The organism is Pseudomonas sp. yb_5, from assembly GCF_043103865.1.
GTDB lineage: Bacteria > Pseudomonadota > Gammaproteobacteria > Pseudomonadales > Pseudomonadaceae > Aquipseudomonas > Aquipseudomonas putida_Y.
In genome coordinates this window covers 18,725-36,954 of the sequence record NZ_JBICKE010000136.1, presented here as the reverse complement: position 1 = coordinate 36,954, position 18,230 = coordinate 18,725, and the positions used below count along the sequence as shown (strand labels likewise).

Genomic DNA, 18,230 nt, shown 5'->3' with positions numbered 1-18,230 from the left:
TGGATTCTTGACTAGTCTTATCGTTTGGCGGCTATCAATTGGCCGCCACCGTGACTACCAAGAGGCGCCGGCAATGTTCCGCGCGTCCACCACCTGATCAGGAGTGCACGATGGACCTGAACCGTCGGCAGTTCTTCAAGGTCGCCGCCGTCGGCCTTGGAGGCTCGAGCCTTGCAGCGTTGGGCATGGCCCCGACGCCGGCATTCGCCGAGCAGGTGCGTCACTTCAAGCTGGCGCATACCAAAGAAACCCGTAACACCTGCCCATACTGTTCGGTCGGCTGCGGCCTGATCATGTACAGCCAGGGTGATGCGGGAAAAAACGTCAAACAGAACATCATCCATATCGAAGGGGACGCCGACCACCCGGTCAACCGCGGCACCCTCTGCCCGAAAGGCGCCGGCCTGTTGGACTTTATCCACAGCCCGAGCCGCCTGCAGTACCCCGAGGTTCGCAAGCCGGGCAGCAAAGAATGGGTGCGGGTCAGCTGGGACGAGGCGCTCGACCGCGTCGCCGACCTGATGAAGCAGGACCGCGATGCCAACTTCATCGAGAAGAACGCCCAAGGGCAAACAGTCAACCGCTGGCTCACCACCGGTTTTCTTGCTGCCTCCGCCGCCTCCAGCGAGGCTGGTTACCTGACCCACAAGGTCGTCCGCGCAACAGGCATGCTGGGGTTCGATAACCAGGCACGTGTCTGACATGGCCCGACGGTGGCAAGTCTTGCCCCGACGTACGGCCGTGGCGCCATGACCAACCACTGGTCCGATATCGCCAACGCGAATCTGGTCCTGGTGATGGGTGGCAACGCAGCAGAAGCGCACCCGTGCGGCTTCAAGTGGGTGACCGAGGCCAAGGCGCACAACAAGGCGCGGCTGATTGTGGTCGACCCGCGGTTTACCCGTACCGCTTCGGTGGCGGATTACTATGCACCGATCCGTACTGGTACCGACATCGCCTTCATGGGCGGGCTGATCAACTATCTGCTTAGCACAGACAAGATCCAGCACGAGTACGTGCGCAACTACACTGACGTGTCGTTCATCGTCAAAGAGAACTATGGCTTCGAGGACGGGCTGTTCAGCGGCTACGACGAGGCCAAGCGTGTGTACGCCGACAAGTCCGGTTGGGGTTACGAGTTGGGCGAGGACGGCTATGCCAAGGTCGACCCGACACTGCAGCACCCTCGCTGCGTGTTCCAGTTGATGAAGCAGCATTACAGCCGCTATACCCCGGAACTGGCGAGCATGACCTGTGGCATGCCACAGGACGCCATGATGAAGGTCTGGGAAGAGATCGCCTCCTGCTCGGTACCGGGCAAGACCATGACGATCCTCTATGCGCTTGGCTGGACGCAGCATTCGATCGGCGCGCAGATCATTCGTAGCGCGGCCATGGTTCAGTTGCTGCTGGGCAACGTCGGCATGCCGGGTGGCGGGGTCAACGCGTTGCGTGGACACTCCAACATCCAGGGCCTGACCGACCTCGGCCTGTTGTCCAACTTGCTGCCGGGTTACCTGACCTTGCCCGGCGATGCCGAGCAGGATTACGCCGCCTACATCGACAAGCGCGCCTCCAAGCCACTGCGCCCGGGCCAGCTGTCGTACTGGCAGAACTACGGCAAGTTCCACGTCAGCCTGATGAAAGCCTGGTACGGGGCCAACGCCACGGTAGAAAACAACTGGGGCTACGAGTGGCTACCCAAGCTCGACGTGCCGGGCTACGACGTACTGCGCATGTTCGAGATGATGGACCAGGGCAAGGTCAACGGCTATATGTGCCAAGGTTTCAATCCGATTGCAGCGCTGCCGGACAAGAACCGTGTCACCACGGCGCTGAGTAAGCTCAAGTGGCTGGTGGTCATGGACCCGCTAGCTACCGAGACATCGGAGTTCTGGCGCAATGCCGGGCCGTTCAACGACGTCGACACGGCCAATATCCAGACCGAAGTGATCCGCTTGCCCACTACCTGCTTCGCCGAGGAAGACGGGTCGCTGGTCAACAGCAGCCGTTGGCTGCAATGGCACTGGAAGGGCGCAGACGGCCCGGGCGAGACCCGTACCGACGTGCACATCATGAGCGAGTTGTTCCTGCGCCTGCGCCAACGCTACCAGGCCGAGGGCGGCGCCTACCCCGACCCGATAATGAACATCAGCTGGCCGTACAAGATACCTGAGGAGCCATCCCCGGAGGAGTTGGCCAAGGAGATGAACGGCTGGGCGGTGGCCGATGTCACCGACCCGACTGGCGCGGTGATCAAGGCGGGCCAGCAACTGGCGGGCTTCGGCCAGCTCAAGGACGATGGCAGCACCGCGTCTGGCTGCTGGATCTTCGCCGGCTGCTGGACCGAACAGGGCAACCAGATGGCTCGCCGCGACAACAGCGACCCGTATGGCATGCACCAGGTGCAGAACTGGGCCTGGGCCTGGCCGGCCAACCGCCGCATCCTCTACAACCGTGCCTCCAGCGACCCGCAAGGCAAGCCTTGGGACCCGGAGAAAAAGCGCCTGGTGTGGTGGAACGGCAAGGCCTGGACCGGCACCGACGTGCCGGATTTCAAGGTCGACTCGCCGCCCGAAGCGGGGATGAACCCGTTCATCATGAACCCCGAAGGCGTGGCGCGTTTCTTTGCCATCGACAAAATGGCCGAAGGCCCGTTCCCCGAGCACTATGAGCCATTCGAAACACCGATCGGCATCAACCCGCTGCACCCGCAGAACAAGAAGGCCACCAGCAACCCGGCCGGGCGCATCTTCGATTCTGTATGGGACACCCTCGGCACGCACGACGAGTTCCCCTATGCGGCGACCACCTACCGGCTGACCGAGCATTTCCACTTCTGGAGCAAGCATTGCCGGCTCAACGCCATTGCCCAGCCCGAGCAGTTCGTCGAGATCGGCGAGGTGCTGGCCAACGAGAAAGGCATCAAGGCCGGCGACCGGGTACGGGTGTCGAGCAAGCGTGGGCATATCGATGCGGTGGCGGTGGTAACCAAGCGGATTCGCCCGCTGCAGGTCAACAATCAGACCGTGCACCAGATCGGCATCCCGCTGCACTGGGGCTTCACCGGCGTTACCCGGCATGGCTACCTGACCAATACCTTGGTGCCGTTCCTCGGTGATGGCAACACGCAGACGCCAGAGTCTAAGTCGTTCCTCGTCAAAGTGGAGAAACTCTGATGGCCAGCCAAGACATCATCGCCCGCTCGGCCACCACTACCGTCCCGCCCTCGGTGCGTCAGCAGCAGGAGGTCGCCAAGCTGATCGACACTACCAAGTGCATCGGCTGCAAGGCCTGCCAGGTGGCGTGCTCGGAGTGGAATGAACTGCGTGACGAGGTTGGCCATAACCACGGCACCTACGACAACCCCCAGGACCTCACTGCCGAGACCTGGACACTGATGCGCTTTACCGAGCACGAGCGCGACGACGGCAACCTGGAGTGGCTGATCCGCAAGGACGGCTGTATGCACTGTGCCGACCCAGGTTGCCTGAAGGCCTGCCCGAGCCCGGGTGCGATCATCAAGCACGCCAACGGTATCGTCGACTTCAACCAGGACCACTGCATCGGCTGCGGCTACTGCATCACCGGCTGCCCGTTCGACATCCCGCGCATCTCGCAGAAAGACCACAAGGCGTACAAGTGCACCCTGTGTTCCGATCGCGTGAGCGTGGGGTTGGAGCCGGCGTGCGTGAAAACCTGCCCTACCGGTGCGATCGTGTTCGGCAGCAAGGACGAGATGAAAGTGCATGCGGCCGAGCGCATCGTCGATCTGAAGTCGCGGGGCTACGACAACGCCGGGTTGTACGACCCGGACGGCGTCGGTGGTACCCACGTGATGTATGTGCTGCACCATGCCGACACGCCGAAGCTGTATGCCGGCCTGCCGGACCAGCCAGTGATCAGCCCGTTGGTGGGGTTGTGGAAGGGCTTCACCAAGCCGCTGGCGCTGCTGGCCATGGGTGCGGCGGTGCTGGCGGGGTTCTTCCACTATGTGCGCATTGGCCCACAGCGGGTTGAGGAGGATGAGCACCCGACACCGCCGGACGAAAGCGTGCATCAAGTGGACCCGTCGGTCCATGTCTATGATCCGAAGCAGCCCGGTGGGCAAGGGGAGCAGCGGCCATGAACGACAACAAACCCATCCTGCGCTACAACGCCAACGAGCGTAGCAACCACTGGGTGGTGGCGATCCTGTTCATCCTGGCTGGGCTGTCGGGGCTTGCGCTGTTCCATCCGGCGCTATTCTGGCTCAGCAACCTGTTCGGCGGCGGGCCGTGGACGCGCATTCTGCATCCCTTCATCGGGGTAGCGATGTTCGTGTTCTTCCTCGGCCTGGTATTGCGCTTCTGGCGGGCCAACTTCATCACTGCCAACGACCGCCTGTGGCTGCGCCGGGTGGACCGGGTAATGCGCAACGAGGAGGAGGGGGTGCCGCCGGTCGGCAAATACAATGCCGGGCAGAAGCTGCTGTTCTGGACCCTGCTGGTGTGCATGCTGGTGCTGCTGATCAGTGGCGTGGTGATCTGGCGGGCATACTTCAGCCATTGGTTTGGCATTGATGCCATTCGTTTGTCTGCGCTGTTGCATGCGCTGGCGGCCTTCGTGCTGATTCTCAGCATCATCGTGCACATCTACGCCGGCATCTGGATCAAGGGCTCGATCAGCGCCATGCTGCATGGCTGGGTCAGCCGCGCCTGGGCACGCAAGCATCATGAGTTGTGGTACCGCGAAGTGACCGGCGAAAAGACGCCGGGTGATCACGGACGAAAAAAAGGATGAGCGCTTGAGCATCATACTTGAACCCGGGCAGATCGAAGCGTCGGCGGTCACGCCGCCATTTCTACACCTGCCTGCTGGCAACCTGTTTGAACTGCGCGCCGCCCGCCTGGAGCAACTGGCTGAGGGCAACGCGCTTGGCGACTACCTGAGGTTGATTGCGCGTTTATGCCGCATCCAGCAGCAGCTTGTGGATAACCCGCCCAGCGGCTTGCCCGTGGCCGAGGAGCGTCAGCGCCTGTGCATGGACCATGGTTTGCCGCCGCTGGCGGCTGACAGCCTGGTGCGTGAAGGGCCGTGGCTGGTCTGGTTGCAGGCACTGCTAGAGCACCTCAGCGGCGAACGCAGTGGCCCGCTGGGTGAGGCGCTGCAGCTGCTACGAGGCAGTGATGACCATCAGCGCAAGGGCTGGGGCATTGCTTTGCTGGCAGGCCAGTACGATGGTGTGCCCGCAGCACTGGTGCCGTTCCTCGGGGCCGCGTTGCAGGCGGCTTGGTCCAGCTGGTTGCTGGCGCTGCCCGTACACCAGCTCAAGCCTGCCGGCAGCCTGGCTCAATGCCCGGCTTGTGGTTCGCCGGCGATGGCCGGGGTGGTGCGCAACCGTGGAAAGCACAACGGCTTGCGTTACCTGGCCTGTTCGTTGTGTGCCTGTGAGTGGCATGTTGTGCGAGTCAAGTGTGTGTACTGCGAGTCGAGCAAGGACTTGCGTTACACCAGCCTTGAGGATGATCGCCATGCACCCGGCAAGGCGCCACTGCGCGCCGAGTGCTGCCCAGGTTGCGACAGCTACCTGAAGCAGAACTACCTGGAGAACGATGCGGCGGCCGAGCCGCTGGCCGACGACCTGGCCAGCCTGGCCTTGGATATACGCCTGGACGGGGAGGGTTTCCATCGCCTGGCGCCCAACCTGATGCTCGCCCCGGGTAGTGGGTGAGGGTCTACACTGAAACACCGACTTGCCTTCGTAGCTACAGGTAATTGCGCCAACCTTCAGGATGACGCTGTACTTGTAGGAGCGGGTTCACCCGCGAATGGGCCAGCACAGACAACGGATCAGTCCAAGGTAGTACCGCATGTCCAACAGCCTAGCCAGCGACACCCCACGCCTGCCGTCCATCGATACCCTCCTGCGCCACCCGGCTTGCCTCCCGCTGATCGACCGCCACGGTCGCGACGCCGTGCTGACTACCCTGCGCCAGTTGCTCGACGACCTGCGCGAGCCCGCCCGTAATGGCGAACTCGGCAGCGCCGAGCTGGCCCCGGAAATCCTCCTTGGCCGCAGCGGCGAACGCCTCGCCCTCCAGCAACGTAGCCAGGTTCGCCGCGTGTTCAATCTCACCGGCACCGTGCTGCACACCAACCTGGGCCGCGCCTTGCTACCGGAAGAAGCCATCGAGGCCATGCGGACCGCCGCTCGTTATCCGCTCAACCTGGAATTCGACCTGGCCACCGGTAAACGGGGTGATCGTGATGACCTGATCGAAGGCTTGATCCGCGAGTTGACCGGTGCCGAAGCCGTCACCGTGGTCAACAACAATGCCGCCGCCGTGCTGCTAGCGCTCAACAGCCTGGGCGCGCGCAAGGAAGGCATCATCTCTCGCGGCGAGCTGATCGAGATCGGTGGTGCCTTCCGGATTCCCGACATCATGGCCCGTGCCGGCGTCAAGCTGCATGAGGTCGGTACCACCAACCGTACTCACGCCCGCGACTACGAGGCCGCCATCGGTCCGCGCACTGGCCTGCTGATGCGGGTGCATTGCAGTAATTACAGCATCCAGGGCTTCACCACCCAGGTGGCTACTGCCGAGCTGGCACGTATCGCCCACCAACATGAATTGCCGCTGCTTGAAGACTTGGGCAGCGGTAGCCTGCTCGACCTTACCCGCTGGGGCCTGCCCGCCGAACCCACGGTACGCCAGGCCCTGGCCGATGGTGCCGATATCGTCACCTTCAGTGGCGACAAACTGCTGGGTGGTCCGCAGGCCGGGATCATCGTCGGCCATAAGGACTTGATCACCAGGATCAAGAAAAATCCGCTCAAGCGTGCGTTGCGCGTCGACAAGATCACCCTCGCTGCACTCGAGGCGGTGCTGGCGCTGTACCGCAATCCCGATCGCCTGGCCGAGCGCCTGCCCAGTCTGCGCCTGCTGACTCGCAACCAGGCCGAGATCCAGGCCCAGGCCGAGCGCCTGGCGCCTGAACTCAAGGCGCGCCTCGGTGAGCAATGGGCAATCAGCGTAGAGCCTGCGTTGGGCATGATCGGCAGTGGCAGCCAGCCGGTTGCGCGCTTGCCCAGTGCTGCGCTGTGCCTGCGCCCGCAAGTGTCGAAGAAGCTGCGCGGGCGCAGCCTGCATGTGCTGGAGCGAGCCCTGCGCGACCTGCCGGTGCCGGTGCTGGGCCGGATTGACGACGATGCCCTGTGGCTGGACCTGCGCCAACTGGATGACGAAACCCAGTGGCTGGCCCAGTTACCAGCTCTGCAGCTGGGGCCGGTGCAGTGATCGTTGGAACCGCTGGCCACATCGACCATGGCAAGACCGCACTGCTGCAGGCGCTAACTGGCCAAGCCGGCGACCAGCGGCAGGAGGAGCGTTCCCGTGGCATGACCATCGACCTTGGCTACCGCTATGCGGCGCTGAGCGAAGGCGCGCCGTTGACCGGCTTCATCGATGTGCCGGGCCACGAGCGTTTTATCCATAACATGCTGGCCGGCGCCCATGGCATCGATCTGGTGCTGTTGGTAGTGGCTGCCGACGACGGGGTCATGCCGCAGACCCGTGAGCACCTGGCGATCATCGAGCTGCTGGGTATTCCCCAGGCCTTGGTGGCGATCAGCAAATGCGACCGGGTCGAGCCGTCGCGCCTGGCCGAGGTGCAGATGCAAGTCAGTGAACTGCTGGCGCGTGGGCCGTATGGCGGTGCGCGGCAGTTTCCGCTGTCGAGCATCAGCGGGGAGGGCGTGGGAGCGTTGCGCCAAGCCCTGCTGGAGGCCGAAGCAGGTACGCGGCAACGCAGTGTGCACGGTGGTTTTCGCCTGGCCGTCGACCGTGCCTTTGCGGTTACCGGCGCGGGTGTGGTGGTCACCGGCACGGCACTGGCAGGGCGGGTCAGTGCGGGTGATACGTTGCTGCTGGGCAAGGCTGGCAAAGTGGTGCGCGTGCGTGGCCTGCATGCTCAGAACCAGGCCGCGTTGGTGGCAGAAGCCGGTCAACGGGTGGCGCTGAACATCGCTGCCGAGCGCCTGGCCGTGGAGCAGGTGCACCGGGGCGACTGGTTGGTGCCCGAGTGGTTGCATGCGCCCAGTGTTCGGGTGGATATCGAGCTGAACCTGTTACCTGATGAGACGCGTACTTTCGAACATTTCAGCGCCGTGCATGTGCACCTCGGCACTCAGGATGTCACGGCCCGGGTCGCCTTGCTCGAAGGCGAAAGCCTGGCTGCCGGCCAGCGCATGTTTGCCCAGTTGTTGCTCAACGCGCCGTTGCAGGCCGTGCACGGCGACCGCCTGGTGCTGCGCGATCAGCGTGCTCAGCGCACATTGGGCGGCGGCAAGGTGCTCGACCCGTTCGCACCAAGCCGCCAACGCCGTAGCGATGCCCGTCTGCAGCAGTTGCAGGTGCTGCGCGACGCAGCGGATCTGGAGCAGGCACTGCCAGCACTGCTCGCCAGTGCACCGGGCGGCATTAGCCCGCAGCGGCTCGAGCGGCAGTTCAACCGCCTGCGGGAAACCTGGCAGTTACCGGACAATGTGCGGGTGGTGGCCACCCGGCAGGGCCAACTGTTGTTCGCCAACGCCCAATGGCAGGCGCTCAAGCAGCAGGTTCTGGAACAGCTGGCGCGCTTTCACGAGCAAGAGCCTGACCAGCTCGGCCCTGACCGTGATCGCTTGCGGCGCTTTGTAGCCTTGCCCCTGGAACGGCCGGCATTCGTCAGCCTGCTGGATGAGCTGCTCGACGACAGCGCCATCGCCAGCAGTGGACCATGGCTGCATCTGCCCGATCACAAGGTCCAGTTGAGCGAAGCCGACAGTGCATTGTGGGCACGTCTGCAGCCGAAGTTGATCGCAGGGCAATATGACCCACCTTGGGTCAGGACACTGGCGAGTGAGGAGAACCGTGCCGAAGCCGATGTGCGCCTGTTATTGCGCAAGTTGGCGCGGCTGGGCTTGGTACATCAGGTGGTGCGCGACCTGTTCTACCCAGAGGCGACGCTACAGCGCATCGCAGCGTTGATGCTGGGGCAGGCCAGCGAAACGACGATAGTGCAGGTTTCTGCGTTTCGCGATATGTTGGGCATCGGTCGCAAGCGCAGTGTGCAGATTCTGGAATACTTCGACCGTATCGGCCTGACCCGGAGGGTGGCCGACCAGCGTCACATCCGCGCCGACAGCGCCCTGGCCCAACAGCAGGCCAGGCACTGAGTTCAAGGAAGGCAATCGCGCCCGGTGGCGCGGCCGGGCTTCAAACCCGGTTGGGGACGGCAGCCGTTCCCGGGCAGGTTCGACTCCCGCTGCCTTCCGCCATTTTTTCACCCTTTAGGGCCTCTTCGCGGGTGAACCCGCTCCTACACAGGAAACGCTATCGTCGTAGGAGCGGGTTTACCCGCGAAGAGGCCCTCAAAGGCGCTGATCAAGCCCGTTCGCCACACAAATCCAGGACAAACCAGCGGTCTGCTGCGTCAGCATCCAACCCTGCGCCCAGCAGTGCCACCATCTTGCCCAGTGCTGCTTCACGGGTCATGCCACCGCCACTGACCAGCCCGGCCCCGCGCAAGCGGTTGCCCGCTGCATAGGTGTCGAACACCACCGAGCCTTCCGGGCACTGGCTGATCGCTGCCAGCATCACGCCGCGCTGGCGCGCTGCGCTCAGCACATTCAGCAGCGCCTGGTCATCCGACGGCCCGGTACCGCTGCCGTAGCACTCCAGCAGCAAACCCTGCACACCACTGTCGATCAAGGCCTGCAAATGCCCGGCCTGCAGCCCTGGGAACACTGGCACGACCGCCAGGTTGACCGGCTTGCGCGGCTGCCTGTAGCCCAGCTCGGCAGGGATCGTATCGGCCCGCTCAGCGTCACGATGGCGTGGCAGCGCCGCAAAGGCATCGAACGCTTCGCTGCGCAGCTTCGACGCCCGACAGCCATGCAGCAGCTGACCGTGGAAGTACAGCTGCACGCCCTCTTCCAGGCCTTGTTCGAACTGGCGCAATGCGCCGCACAGGTTGTCCCAGGCATCGCTGTCCGGGGCACCTGCCGGCAGCATCGAGCCGGTCAGCAACACTGGTACGGGCAAGCCAAGCAACAGGAACGACAACGCTGCAGCGCTGTAGGCCATGCTGTCGGTGCCGTGCAGCACCAGCACGCCATCGTGGCCCGCTACATCCACCGCCTCGACGATGGCATCGCGCATCGCCAGCCAGTTGTGCTGTTGCATGTTGGCGCTGTCGAGCAGCGGGTCCAGCTCGTGCAGCGTCCATTGCACCTGGGGTGCATTGGCCATCTGGGCAAAGTGTTCACGCATCCGCGCTTCAAAACCACCGGCCGGTGCCAGGCCTTCGGGGGTTTCGAGCATGCCGATGGTGCCACCGGTATAGAGAACGAGAAGATTCTTTACTGCGCGCATGGAAAGCATCCGTAGCAGTGAGCGGAGAAAGAAAAGCCGCCCGCGGAAGGGGCGGCTGGGCAGGGGAGGATATCAGCGCTGCGGCTGAACTTGGCCGACTGCTTTGTCAGTGGCTGTTTCCACCTGAGGATTGGCAGGCCAGGCATTGCGGTCCAGGTCCAGGTCGGCAAACTTGGACGAGTCGAACACAGGCTGCTTTACACCGGCCTTGCGCTGGTCGTCGTAGTCGCGCATGACTCGCAGGCCGACCTTGAACAACATGGCCAGGGCCACCAGGTTGACGAAGGCCAGGCAGGTCATGGTGATGTCGGCGAAGGCGAACACGGTCGACAGGTCTTGCATCGAACCCCACACGACCAGTGCCAGCACCAGGCCACGGAACACCATCAACACTACGCGGTTACGGCTGAGGAACTGCAGGCTGTTCTCGCCGAGGTAGTAGTTGTAGAGGATGCAGGTGAAGACGAACAGCGACAGCGCCACGCTGACGAACACCCGGCCCCAGTCACCGACTACGGCGGCCAGCGAGTTCTGGGTCAGGACAATGCCGTCGCCCTCGAAGCCCGGGGTGTAGAAGCCCGAAAGCAGGATCAGCAGTGCGGTGCAGGTGCAGATCAGGAAGGTGTCGAGGAACACGCTGAAGGCCTGGACCACGCCCTGCGCGCCCGGGTGTTTCACGGCAGCCACGGCAGCGACGTTTGGCGCACTGCCCAGGCCGGCTTCGTTGGCGAACACGCCACGCTTCACACCCATGACGATAGCGCTGCCGAGCAGGCCGCCGAAAGCCGGGTCGAGGCCGAAGGCGCTCTTGAAGATGGTTTCAAGCATGGCTGGCACGTGTTCGATCTGGGTGCCGATCACGTACAAGGTCACGCCGATGTAGGCCAGGGTCTTGACGGGTACCAGCAGGTCCGACACCGCCGCGATGCGCTTGATGCCGCCGATGAAGGTGATGGCCATCAGCACGGCCAGGACAATACCGCTGTGGCTTGGGTCGAAGGCAAAGGCGTTCTGCAGCGAATGGGTCATGGTGTACGACTGCAGGCCGATGAAGGCGAAGCCGTAGGTGACCAGCAGCAAGACCGAGAACACGATGGCCATGTTCTTGCGCTTCAGCCCGTGCTGGATGTAATAGGCCGGGCCGCCACGGTACAGGCCATCGCCATCAGCGCGCTTATACACCTGGGCGAGGGTGCATTCGAAGAAGCTGCTGGACATGCCTACCAGTGCGGTGACCCACATCCAGAACACCGCACCTGGGCCACCCAGGGTGACTGCGATACCGACACCGGCGATGTTGCCGGCGCCCACGCGGCCGGCCAGGCTCAGCATCAGGGCCTGGAAGGAGCTCAGCTGGCCTGCCTGGCCACGCAGCGATTCCTTGAACACGCTGAACATATGGGTGAAGTGGCGGAACTGGACGAACCGGGAGCGGATGGTGAAGTAGCTACCCAGCCCTACGATCAGCACGATGAGGAGTTTCCCCGAAAGGAAATCGTTGATTACTTCGAGCATTGGAAAATGACCTCGATTCTTATTCTTCGTGTGGAAAGACCAGCGGACGGCAGGCGCACCGCTATTCGTTGGGGCGCATGGTTGGCTATGACAAGAGTGGTTACAATTTCGCGGATTGCTCTGACTTGATGCGAGTTGATGCTACAATGGCGTCATTCGCGTCACCTGGATCCCGCATATGAGCGATCATTTCGCTACCAACCTCAAACTTGCCTGCAGCCATTACCGCTCTATTTCCGAAGTTTGCCGCCAGTTGTCGATCAACCGCGCGCAGTTCAACAAGTACCTGAGCGGGCAAAGCCGTCCGACGGCTTTCAACCTGAAGCGTATCGGCGACTTCTTCGGTGTCGAGGATTACGAACTGAACCTGCCCGCCGAGCAGTTCGCCCGTCTGATCGGTGCGCGGGTATCGCCCCGGGCCCAGCAGTCCAGTGACCCGATCAGCGAGTTGTTCCGCCCGTTGCACGAACATGGCGGCAACCTTTCGCGCTATTGCGGTTACTACTTCGAGTACTCCAACTGCATGTCGGTGCCGGGCACGATCCTCGTGTCGCTGGTGCACCTGTGGGAAGAACGCGGCCGTTTTCTGTTCGAGCGCCAGGAACGGCAGGAGCGCTCCAGCGCCACCGATCAGCATGCCGAGGTACGCTGTCGCTACCTGGGGGCGGCGTTCCAGTTGCAGGACCGGATGTTCCTCATCGACTACGAGTCGCTGACGTTCAACGAGATGAGCCAGACCATCCTCATCCCCAGCTTCAAAAGCCGCATCACCCGGTTGAATGGCCTGAAGGCCGGCGTATCCAGCGGCGACCGGCGCAACCCGGCCTGTACCCGGGTGGTATGGGAATACCTGGGCGAGGAGATCAATCGCATTAATGCGTATCGACAGGTGAAACTGTACCGGCCGGATGATCCACGCATAGACGACGATGTGCGTAAGCGGTTGAGTGTGGCGCCGTTGCGCGATGGTCTGTTCGAGATCGAGTAATGCTCAACGCCTTAAGCATTGTCGAGGATGAACGTTGCTACTGCGTCCGCAACCTGGTCCGCTATCGCTGGAGCCCTGCGCAAATGTGCCGCGATGCCATGGTCGCAGTCGGTAAGAAACAGGCATTGCAAGCGCGACGCTGAAACTGCTCGCATCAAGGCAAGGGTAACTTCTTCAGGAATCGGGCTATAGCGTTCAGTGCCGGCAATCCACAGGTTGCCAGCGCTGGTGCCAGGGCCTTTGCCGAATCTCTGGGAGTTGAGCCCGTCGTACTCGCCGATCACCATCAATACTCTTCCACGAAACTGGTTGAGGAAGGTGTAGCTATCGCTCTCCAGAAAACCGAAAGGCTTGTTGATGGCAGCAGTGAAGGCTGGGCCGAACGGCGCCTGGTAGGCGTGGTCTGGATAAACTGCTGGGCAGATTAATACGATGTTGTCCACTTGTGGCAACTGTGCTGCAAGCTTGAGCGTAATTGCCGCGCCAAGGCTGTGGCCTATGAGCGTTCGGCATCGAGGCGCGATATGCGCGTGGAAACGCTGTGCTTCATCAAGGTTCGTAGCCAGTGACGGCGATATTGCGCCTGGCTCGCTGGCGAGGCTATGACCTGACAGATTGCCAGTGAGTGAACCAATGCCTGCGGCTTGCAGGCGATAAAGCAGGGGGTTGAGCCGGGTAAAGTCGGAACGCGCTCCCCCCAAAACGAATGCTGGAGCTGCGCGCTCGATATCAGGTACCAGCAATCGCGCCTGTTGCTGATAGTTTCCAAAGACTTCATTGATGAACAGCTCTTTGCCTGGGGCGGGCTCGTCAAACTGCCACTTCACGCGCTGCGGGGAAGCCTTTTGAATGTGCATGGTGCTCTCTAGAAGAACTGGTTGAGCCATTCGCCGAGCGGGTTGCCCGTATCGAGCAGCAGTTTGAGTGCCATGATGCAGCAGACGCTGACCAGCAGCGGTTTTATGAGGCGTGAGCCGAAGCGTACTGCGCAGCGTGCCCCCAATTGCGCGCCCAGAAAGGCGGCGAGCGCCATTGCCAGCGCCAGCGGCCAGATGATCGCCCCGCTGAGAGAAAAGACTGACAATGCGCCCAGGTTACAGGCTGCGTTCAAAAGCTTGCTGGTGCATACGGCTTGAATGAGGTGCTGGCCCAGGAGGACCACGCAAGCCAGCATGAAGAACGAGCCGACTCCAGGGCCGAAGATGCCGTCATAAAAGCCAATGAATGGTGCAGCCGTCACGCAGAATAGGCTAGTCGATACCTTTGCCTTGCGCGCTTGTTCATTCGGCTTTGGGCTGAAGGCAAAGTAGGCGGCGATCAGGATCAGCAGTGGTGGGACGCACGCCTGCAAAACGCTTTTGGGGACGTAAGTTATCGACAAGGCTCCCAACGCCCCACCGATGAACGACATGACAGCCATGGGACTGCCTCGTCTCCAGTCGATCATGCCTTTGCGGGCGAAGGCGCACGTAGCCGAAACCGTAGCCGAAGCTGCCTGGAACTTGTTTGTGGCAATAGCTGCCAAGGGTTCTACACCGGCAATGAACAGCACCGGGAGCGTGATAAGGCCACCGCCGCCGGCGATAGCATCAAAAAAGCCGGCCATCAGTGCAACCAGTGCGAGTAGCAGAACAAACGTCAAGTCGATTTCGATCATGGGGTATTTCCTGTGCTCAACCACGGACCAGCAGCGGGTCTTCAGCGAGCACCAACGGTACGGCGAAGGGGGAGTATCCGAACTGACGGATAAGCAGGCGCCGGTTGTCCTGGACCTTGTCGCGGCCGTGCAAGGCTCGGCTGTTGTTGATCAACAGTGCGCTATCAGGTTGCAGGGCAAACGTCAGCGGTTGTGCAGTGCTCAGTGCTTTTTGAAAGGCGCTGAACGCGCGCGCCGCAGCGTTGCAGGCACGTTCATTCAGACTGAAGCGATAGCTGTTGTATCGAACAGAGAAACCACCATTGGGCTCGAACTGCAGCATTGAAACTGCTTTGCCAGCATTGCCCTGTCCCTGAGCGAAGCAGTCACTGCGTGTGAAGTCGAAAGACTTTGAAGTCAGCGCAAGTGTGTCCAGGTTACTCAAGCGTTCGATGATTTCCCGGAGTGGGAAGACATTCGTAGGTTCATTGGCGGGGTTCCAGCGCGCAGTGAGAATCAGTGCTGAGGGAGCAGGGGAGTGAGCGTTGCTGGCGTTTGTTGAGCAGTTGTAAGGTGCTTCAGTGTGTGGCCCTAAGCGCAAGCCCGCATGCGAGCTGGTTTCAACCTCCAGGCAGGGATCTTCGTCGGGTCGCGGGACGCGGCCACCGCCCTTGAAGTTGCCGACCAGGCGGACCTGTTTGCCATCGTTGTCGATATCGAAGGCGAAACTGCGGTGGCGTACGAGCTCCAGCAGCAGTTGATTGCGCGAGGCAAGGTATTGGCTGCGAGGGCTTTGCGCCAGGGCGGTAATGTCGGGTAGGTATTCTGGTATTGGCTCGTTGGCACAGTGCATCTGCCTGTACATCAAGGCAGATAGATGGCCTTCACTGAAGCGCCGGAGGAGCGCACGCTGTTCTTCACTCAAGGCTTTTTCGAGTTGATCGGCGAATATACGAGCCTGAAGTGCTACTCCTTTAGCCTCCGGTCCACCCAAATCAGCAAGGGTTTGGCTTGCAAAGGCTATGGCCTGGCTTTGCTCTGGGTAAAAATCCAGGTACGCAGCTTCGGAATGAGGCATTGAACGTTCCTTGTAGTTTTTTTGTGAGGCTCCCTGCCTGGCAAGTGGGGAGTCGACTATTCAATGCAGTTATGCCGATACGTGGAAGTCAGCCCATTCCTTGTGTGTCGTAGGAGATTTCTGCCTGTGGCGGTATTGAACGGTGAAACTGTGGAATCGCTCCCGCCTGCGGCATCCAACGGGGCCGGTGTTGGACTTCCCGGGCAGGAAACCGCAAAATAACCCCTTTACTCCATCAACCTCTCCGGATCTGCTGACTCTATGCGTATGCGCCTAATGCTGTTGGGTGGTGGCAATGCCCTCGGGCAAGCGCTGATTCGTCTTGGGGCCGAGGAGGACATCGCATTCCTGGCACCGCGCCCGCCCGAGAACGGCTGGGCGCCCTCAAGCCTCACTCAGCTGCTCGATGACCATCGCCCCGACGCGCTGGTCAACCTGGCCTATTACTTCGACTGGTTCCAGGCCGAGTCGGTCAGCGAGCAGCGCCTGGCCCAACAGGAGCGGGCGGTGGAGCGGTTGGCAGAGCTGTGCCAGCACCATCAGATCACCTTGGTGCAGCCATCCAGCTACCGTGTGTTCGATGGTTCGCGGGCCACGGCCTATAGCGAAAAGGACGAGCCAGTGCCGCTGGGCTTGCGTGGCCAGGCCCTTTGGCGCATCGAGCAGAGCGTGCGTGCGACCTGCCCGCAGCATGTGCTGCTGCGCTTTGGCTGGTTGCTGGATGAGAGTATCGATGGCGCGTTGGGCCGCTTCCTGACCCGTGCCGAGCAACCACAAGAGCTGCTGCTGGCCGATGATCGACGTGGCAACCCGACGCCGATCGATGATGCCGCCCGAGTGATCCTGTCGGTACTCAAGCAACTTGATTGCAATGCGCCGCTGTGGGGCACCTACCATTACGCCGGCAATGAGGCGACCACGCCGCTGGCGCTGGGCCAGGCGATCCTCGCCGAGGCCGGTCAATACCGCCAGCTGGCCGTGCAGGCCCCCACGGCGCAGGCCCATGCCGCGCGTCCGGATGCCAGCGAAGAGCCACAGCATGCGGTACTGGCCTGCAAGAAAATCCTTCATACCTTCGGTATCAAGCCGCGTGCCTGGCGCGCTGGCTTGCCACCTCTACTGGACCGGTTCTACCGCCATGGCTGACGCTGACGCCCCCATCCTGATCACCGGCGGTGCCGGCTTCATTGGCTCCCACCTGTGCGATGCGTTGTTGGACAAAGGTTACGCCGTACGCATTCTCGACGACTTCTCCACCGGCCGACGAAGCAATCTGCAGGTCGACCACCCCCGGCTGGAACTGATCGAAGGTGATGTTGCCGATGCCGGGCTGGTCACTCAGGCTGCGGCTGGTTGCCGTGCTGTGGTGCATCTGGCCGCGGTGGCCTCGGTTCAGGCCTCGGTCGAAGACCCGGTGCGTACTCACCAGAGTAACTTCATCGGTACCCTCAACGTTTGCGAAGCCATGCGCGTGCATGGGCTGCGTCGGGTGCTGTTCGCCTCCAGCGCAGCGGTGTACGGCAACAATGGTGAAGGGGAGTCGATTTCCGAAGACACACCCAAGGCGCCGTTGACACCTTATGCCGTGGACAAGCTGGCCAGTGAGCAGTACCTGGACTTCTACCGCCGCCAGCATGGCCTGGAGCCGGTGGTGTTCCGCTTCTTCAACATCTTCGGGCCACGGCAGGACCCTTCCTCACCGTATTCCGGGGTGATCAGCATCTTCTGCGAGCGTGCTGTACAGGGCTTGCCGATTACAGTGTTCGGTGATGGCGAGCAGACGCGGGACTTCCTTTACGTGGGCGACCTGGTGCAGGTGATGGTGCAGGCACTGGAGCAGCCGCAGGTCGAGGAGGGGGCGGTGAACATCGGGCTGAACCAGGCGACCTCACTGAACCAGTTGCTGGCTGCGCTGGAGAAGGTTGTGGGGCGCTTGCCAGCGATCAGCTATGCGGCGGCGCGATCGGGTGATATCCGCCATTCGCGAGCGGATAACCAGCGGTTGTTGGCGCGGTTCGATTTTGCGCAGGTGACGCCGATGGTTGAAGGCCTGGCAAAGCTTCTCGGTAAAGGCTGAACCCCTCGGGGCTGCGCCGCGGCCCTGAAATCACCCATGCCGCACCCTTCTGCGCTGGCAATCTTCGGGATGTAAGGCCCGCCCATCCTGGCTGCGGACCTGCAATATCTCAAGCGCTTGCCCCGTCACGCCGTCCACCAGTTCCGAACGCGTTTCACCCGCCTCGAACAGAAACCGCTCCCCCCACTGCCTCAAACCAATCACCACTGGAAACACCGACCGCCCTTTATCGGTCAACACATATTCCTTGTAGGCACTGCCATCCGATGCCGGCTGTGTCATCAGTAACCCACTTTCCACCAACAGCTTTAGCCGCGAGGTGAGGATGTTCTTCGCCAGCCCCAGGTTCTTCTGAAATTCACTGAAACGCCGTAGGCCGTCAAAGGCATCGCGCAGGATCATCAGCGCCCAACGGTCACCCAGCACCTCCAGAGCCCGGGCCACGGGGCACTGCGCATTGTTTTCATCGAGCATGGGGCACGCCTGTCTTGATTATCTGGTTGCAGATTAAAACCACTTTTGTTAAATAGCCAGCGTGT

Annotated in this window: 15 protein-coding genes and 1 tRNA gene; 10 read left to right on the top strand and 6 right to left on the bottom strand. The window is 61.9% G+C overall.

Going from position 1 to position 18,230, the window contains the following annotated elements:
- The first annotated feature begins 110 nt into the window (after positions 1-110).
- The 7 genes from fdnG to ACF8GF_RS24450 all read left to right on the top strand — a co-directional run bounded on the left by fdnG (position 111) and on the right by ACF8GF_RS24450 (position 9,301).
- Complete coding sequence (gene fdnG, locus ACF8GF_RS24480; protein ID WP_392487507.1) at positions 111-3,179, top strand: formate dehydrogenase-N subunit alpha; 3,069 nt, start codon at positions 111-113, stop codon at positions 3,177-3,179.
- Positions 3,179-4,129 carry a formate dehydrogenase subunit beta gene (gene fdxH, locus ACF8GF_RS24475; RefSeq protein WP_176684331.1) on the top strand — a complete coding sequence of 317 codons (951 nt, stop codon included), beginning with the start codon at positions 3,179-3,181 and terminating at the stop codon, positions 4,127-4,129. The genes fdnG and fdxH overlap by 1 nt, the downstream gene beginning before the upstream one ends.
- Positions 4,126-4,782: a formate dehydrogenase subunit gamma gene (locus ACF8GF_RS24470; protein ID WP_392487506.1), complete on the top strand. Its 657-nt coding sequence runs from the start codon at positions 4,126-4,128 to the stop codon at positions 4,780-4,782. The genes fdxH and ACF8GF_RS24470 overlap by 4 nt, the downstream gene beginning before the upstream one ends.
- A 4-nt stretch (positions 4,783-4,786) precedes the next feature.
- On the top strand, positions 4,787-5,713 hold the full coding sequence (gene fdhE, locus ACF8GF_RS24465) for a formate dehydrogenase accessory protein FdhE (protein WP_392461600.1): 927 nt from the start codon (positions 4,787-4,789) through the stop codon (positions 5,711-5,713).
- A gap of 139 nt (positions 5,714-5,852) precedes the next feature.
- Positions 5,853-7,280, top strand: a complete 1,428-nt coding sequence (gene selA / locus ACF8GF_RS24460) for an L-seryl-tRNA(Sec) selenium transferase (RefSeq protein ID WP_176684334.1) — start codon at positions 5,853-5,855, stop codon at positions 7,278-7,280.
- On the top strand, positions 7,277-9,199 hold the full coding sequence (gene selB / locus ACF8GF_RS24455; protein ID WP_392487505.1) for a selenocysteine-specific translation elongation factor: 1,923 nt from the start codon (positions 7,277-7,279) through the stop codon (positions 9,197-9,199). Before selA ends, selB begins: the two co-directional genes overlap by 4 nt.
- A gap of 6 nt (positions 9,200-9,205) precedes the next feature.
- Positions 9,206-9,301 (top strand) — tRNA-Sec (locus ACF8GF_RS24450).
- Positions 9,302-9,407: 106 nt separating this feature from the next.
- Here the strand turns inward: ACF8GF_RS24450 and ACF8GF_RS24445 are convergent.
- Positions 9,408-10,406: an asparaginase gene (locus ACF8GF_RS24445; protein WP_392461598.1), complete on the bottom strand. Its 999-nt coding sequence runs from the start codon at positions 10,404-10,406 to the stop codon at positions 9,408-9,410.
- Positions 10,407-10,469: 63 nt separating this feature from the next.
- Positions 10,470-11,912 (bottom strand): sodium:alanine symporter family protein, encoded by a 1,443-nt coding sequence (locus ACF8GF_RS24440; protein ID WP_176684337.1) that lies wholly within the window; start codon positions 11,910-11,912, stop codon positions 10,470-10,472.
- 178 nt (positions 11,913-12,090) lie between these two features.
- Here ACF8GF_RS24440 and ACF8GF_RS24435 point away from each other — a divergent pair, with 178 nt between their 5' ends.
- On the top strand, positions 12,091-12,900 hold the full coding sequence (locus ACF8GF_RS24435) for a helix-turn-helix transcriptional regulator (RefSeq protein ID WP_176684338.1): 810 nt from the start codon (positions 12,091-12,093) through the stop codon (positions 12,898-12,900).
- 11 nt (positions 12,901-12,911) lie between these two features.
- On the opposite strand, the gene ACF8GF_RS24430 is transcribed toward ACF8GF_RS24435, so the two are convergent.
- The 3 genes from ACF8GF_RS24430 to ACF8GF_RS24420 are packed head-to-tail and all read right to left on the bottom strand — an operon-like array spanning position 12,912 to position 15,614.
- The gene (locus tag ACF8GF_RS24430; protein WP_176684339.1) at positions 12,912-13,757 is read right to left on the bottom strand and encodes an alpha/beta hydrolase; all 846 of its coding nucleotides are present in this window, start codon (positions 13,755-13,757) and stop codon (positions 12,912-12,914) included.
- An 8-nt stretch (positions 13,758-13,765) separates the two neighbouring features.
- Complete coding sequence (locus ACF8GF_RS24425; RefSeq protein WP_209968281.1) at positions 13,766-14,557, bottom strand: TSUP family transporter; 792 nt, start codon at positions 14,555-14,557, stop codon at positions 13,766-13,768.
- Positions 14,558-14,573: 16 nt separating this feature from the next.
- The gene (locus tag ACF8GF_RS24420; RefSeq protein ID WP_392461596.1) at positions 14,574-15,614 is read right to left on the bottom strand and encodes a hypothetical protein; all 1,041 of its coding nucleotides are present in this window, start codon (positions 15,612-15,614) and stop codon (positions 14,574-14,576) included.
- A gap of 261 nt (positions 15,615-15,875) precedes the next feature.
- Here ACF8GF_RS24420 and ACF8GF_RS24415 point away from each other — a divergent pair, with 261 nt between their 5' ends.
- Together ACF8GF_RS24415 and ACF8GF_RS24410 are read left to right on the top strand one after the other, a co-directional pair.
- On the top strand, positions 15,876-16,760 hold the full coding sequence (locus tag ACF8GF_RS24415; protein WP_176684341.1) for a sugar nucleotide-binding protein: 885 nt from the start codon (positions 15,876-15,878) through the stop codon (positions 16,758-16,760).
- Positions 16,753-17,691: an NAD-dependent epimerase/dehydratase family protein gene (locus ACF8GF_RS24410; RefSeq protein ID WP_176684342.1), complete on the top strand. Its 939-nt coding sequence runs from the start codon at positions 16,753-16,755 to the stop codon at positions 17,689-17,691. The genes ACF8GF_RS24415 and ACF8GF_RS24410 overlap by 8 nt, the downstream gene beginning before the upstream one ends.
- Before the next feature lie 30 nt (positions 17,692-17,721).
- On the opposite strand, the gene ACF8GF_RS24405 is transcribed toward ACF8GF_RS24410, so the two are convergent.
- Positions 17,722-18,165, bottom strand: coding sequence for a helix-turn-helix domain-containing protein (locus ACF8GF_RS24405; RefSeq protein ID WP_209968275.1), 444 nt, complete (start codon positions 18,163-18,165; stop codon positions 17,722-17,724).
- Between the last annotated feature and the right edge of the window lie 65 nt (positions 18,166-18,230).

Bases quoted from the DNA above. Each gene is read 5' to 3' on its own strand.
- selA (WP_176684334.1), top strand. From the start codon at position 5,853: ATGTCCAACAGCCTAGCCAGCGACACCCCACGCCTGCCGTCCATCGAT.
- ACF8GF_RS24415 (WP_176684341.1), top strand. From the start codon at position 15,876: ATGCGTATGCGCCTAATGCTGTTGGGTGGTGGCAATGCCCTCGGGCAA.
- ACF8GF_RS24425 (WP_209968281.1), bottom strand. From the start codon at position 14,557: ATGATCGAAATCGACTTGACGTTTGTTCTGCTACTCGCACTGGTTGCA.
- ACF8GF_RS24410 (WP_176684342.1), top strand. From the start codon at position 16,753: ATGGCTGACGCTGACGCCCCCATCCTGATCACCGGCGGTGCCGGCTTC.
- ACF8GF_RS24420 (WP_392461596.1), bottom strand. From the start codon at position 15,614: ATGCCTCATTCCGAAGCTGCGTACCTGGATTTTTACCCAGAGCAAAGC.
- fdxH (WP_176684331.1), top strand. From the start codon at position 3,179: ATGGCCAGCCAAGACATCATCGCCCGCTCGGCCACCACTACCGTCCCG.
- ACF8GF_RS24470 (WP_392487506.1), top strand. From the start codon at position 4,126: ATGAACGACAACAAACCCATCCTGCGCTACAACGCCAACGAGCGTAGC.
- ACF8GF_RS24445 (WP_392461598.1), bottom strand. From the start codon at position 10,406: ATGCTTTCCATGCGCGCAGTAAAGAATCTTCTCGTTCTCTATACCGGT.
- ACF8GF_RS24405 (WP_209968275.1), bottom strand. From the start codon at position 18,165: ATGCTCGATGAAAACAATGCGCAGTGCCCCGTGGCCCGGGCTCTGGAG.
- ACF8GF_RS24440 (WP_176684337.1), bottom strand. From the start codon at position 11,912: ATGCTCGAAGTAATCAACGATTTCCTTTCGGGGAAACTCCTCATCGTG.
- ACF8GF_RS24435 (WP_176684338.1), top strand. From the start codon at position 12,091: ATGAGCGATCATTTCGCTACCAACCTCAAACTTGCCTGCAGCCATTAC.
- ACF8GF_RS24430 (WP_176684339.1), bottom strand. From the start codon at position 13,757: ATGCACATTCAAAAGGCTTCCCCGCAGCGCGTGAAGTGGCAGTTTGAC.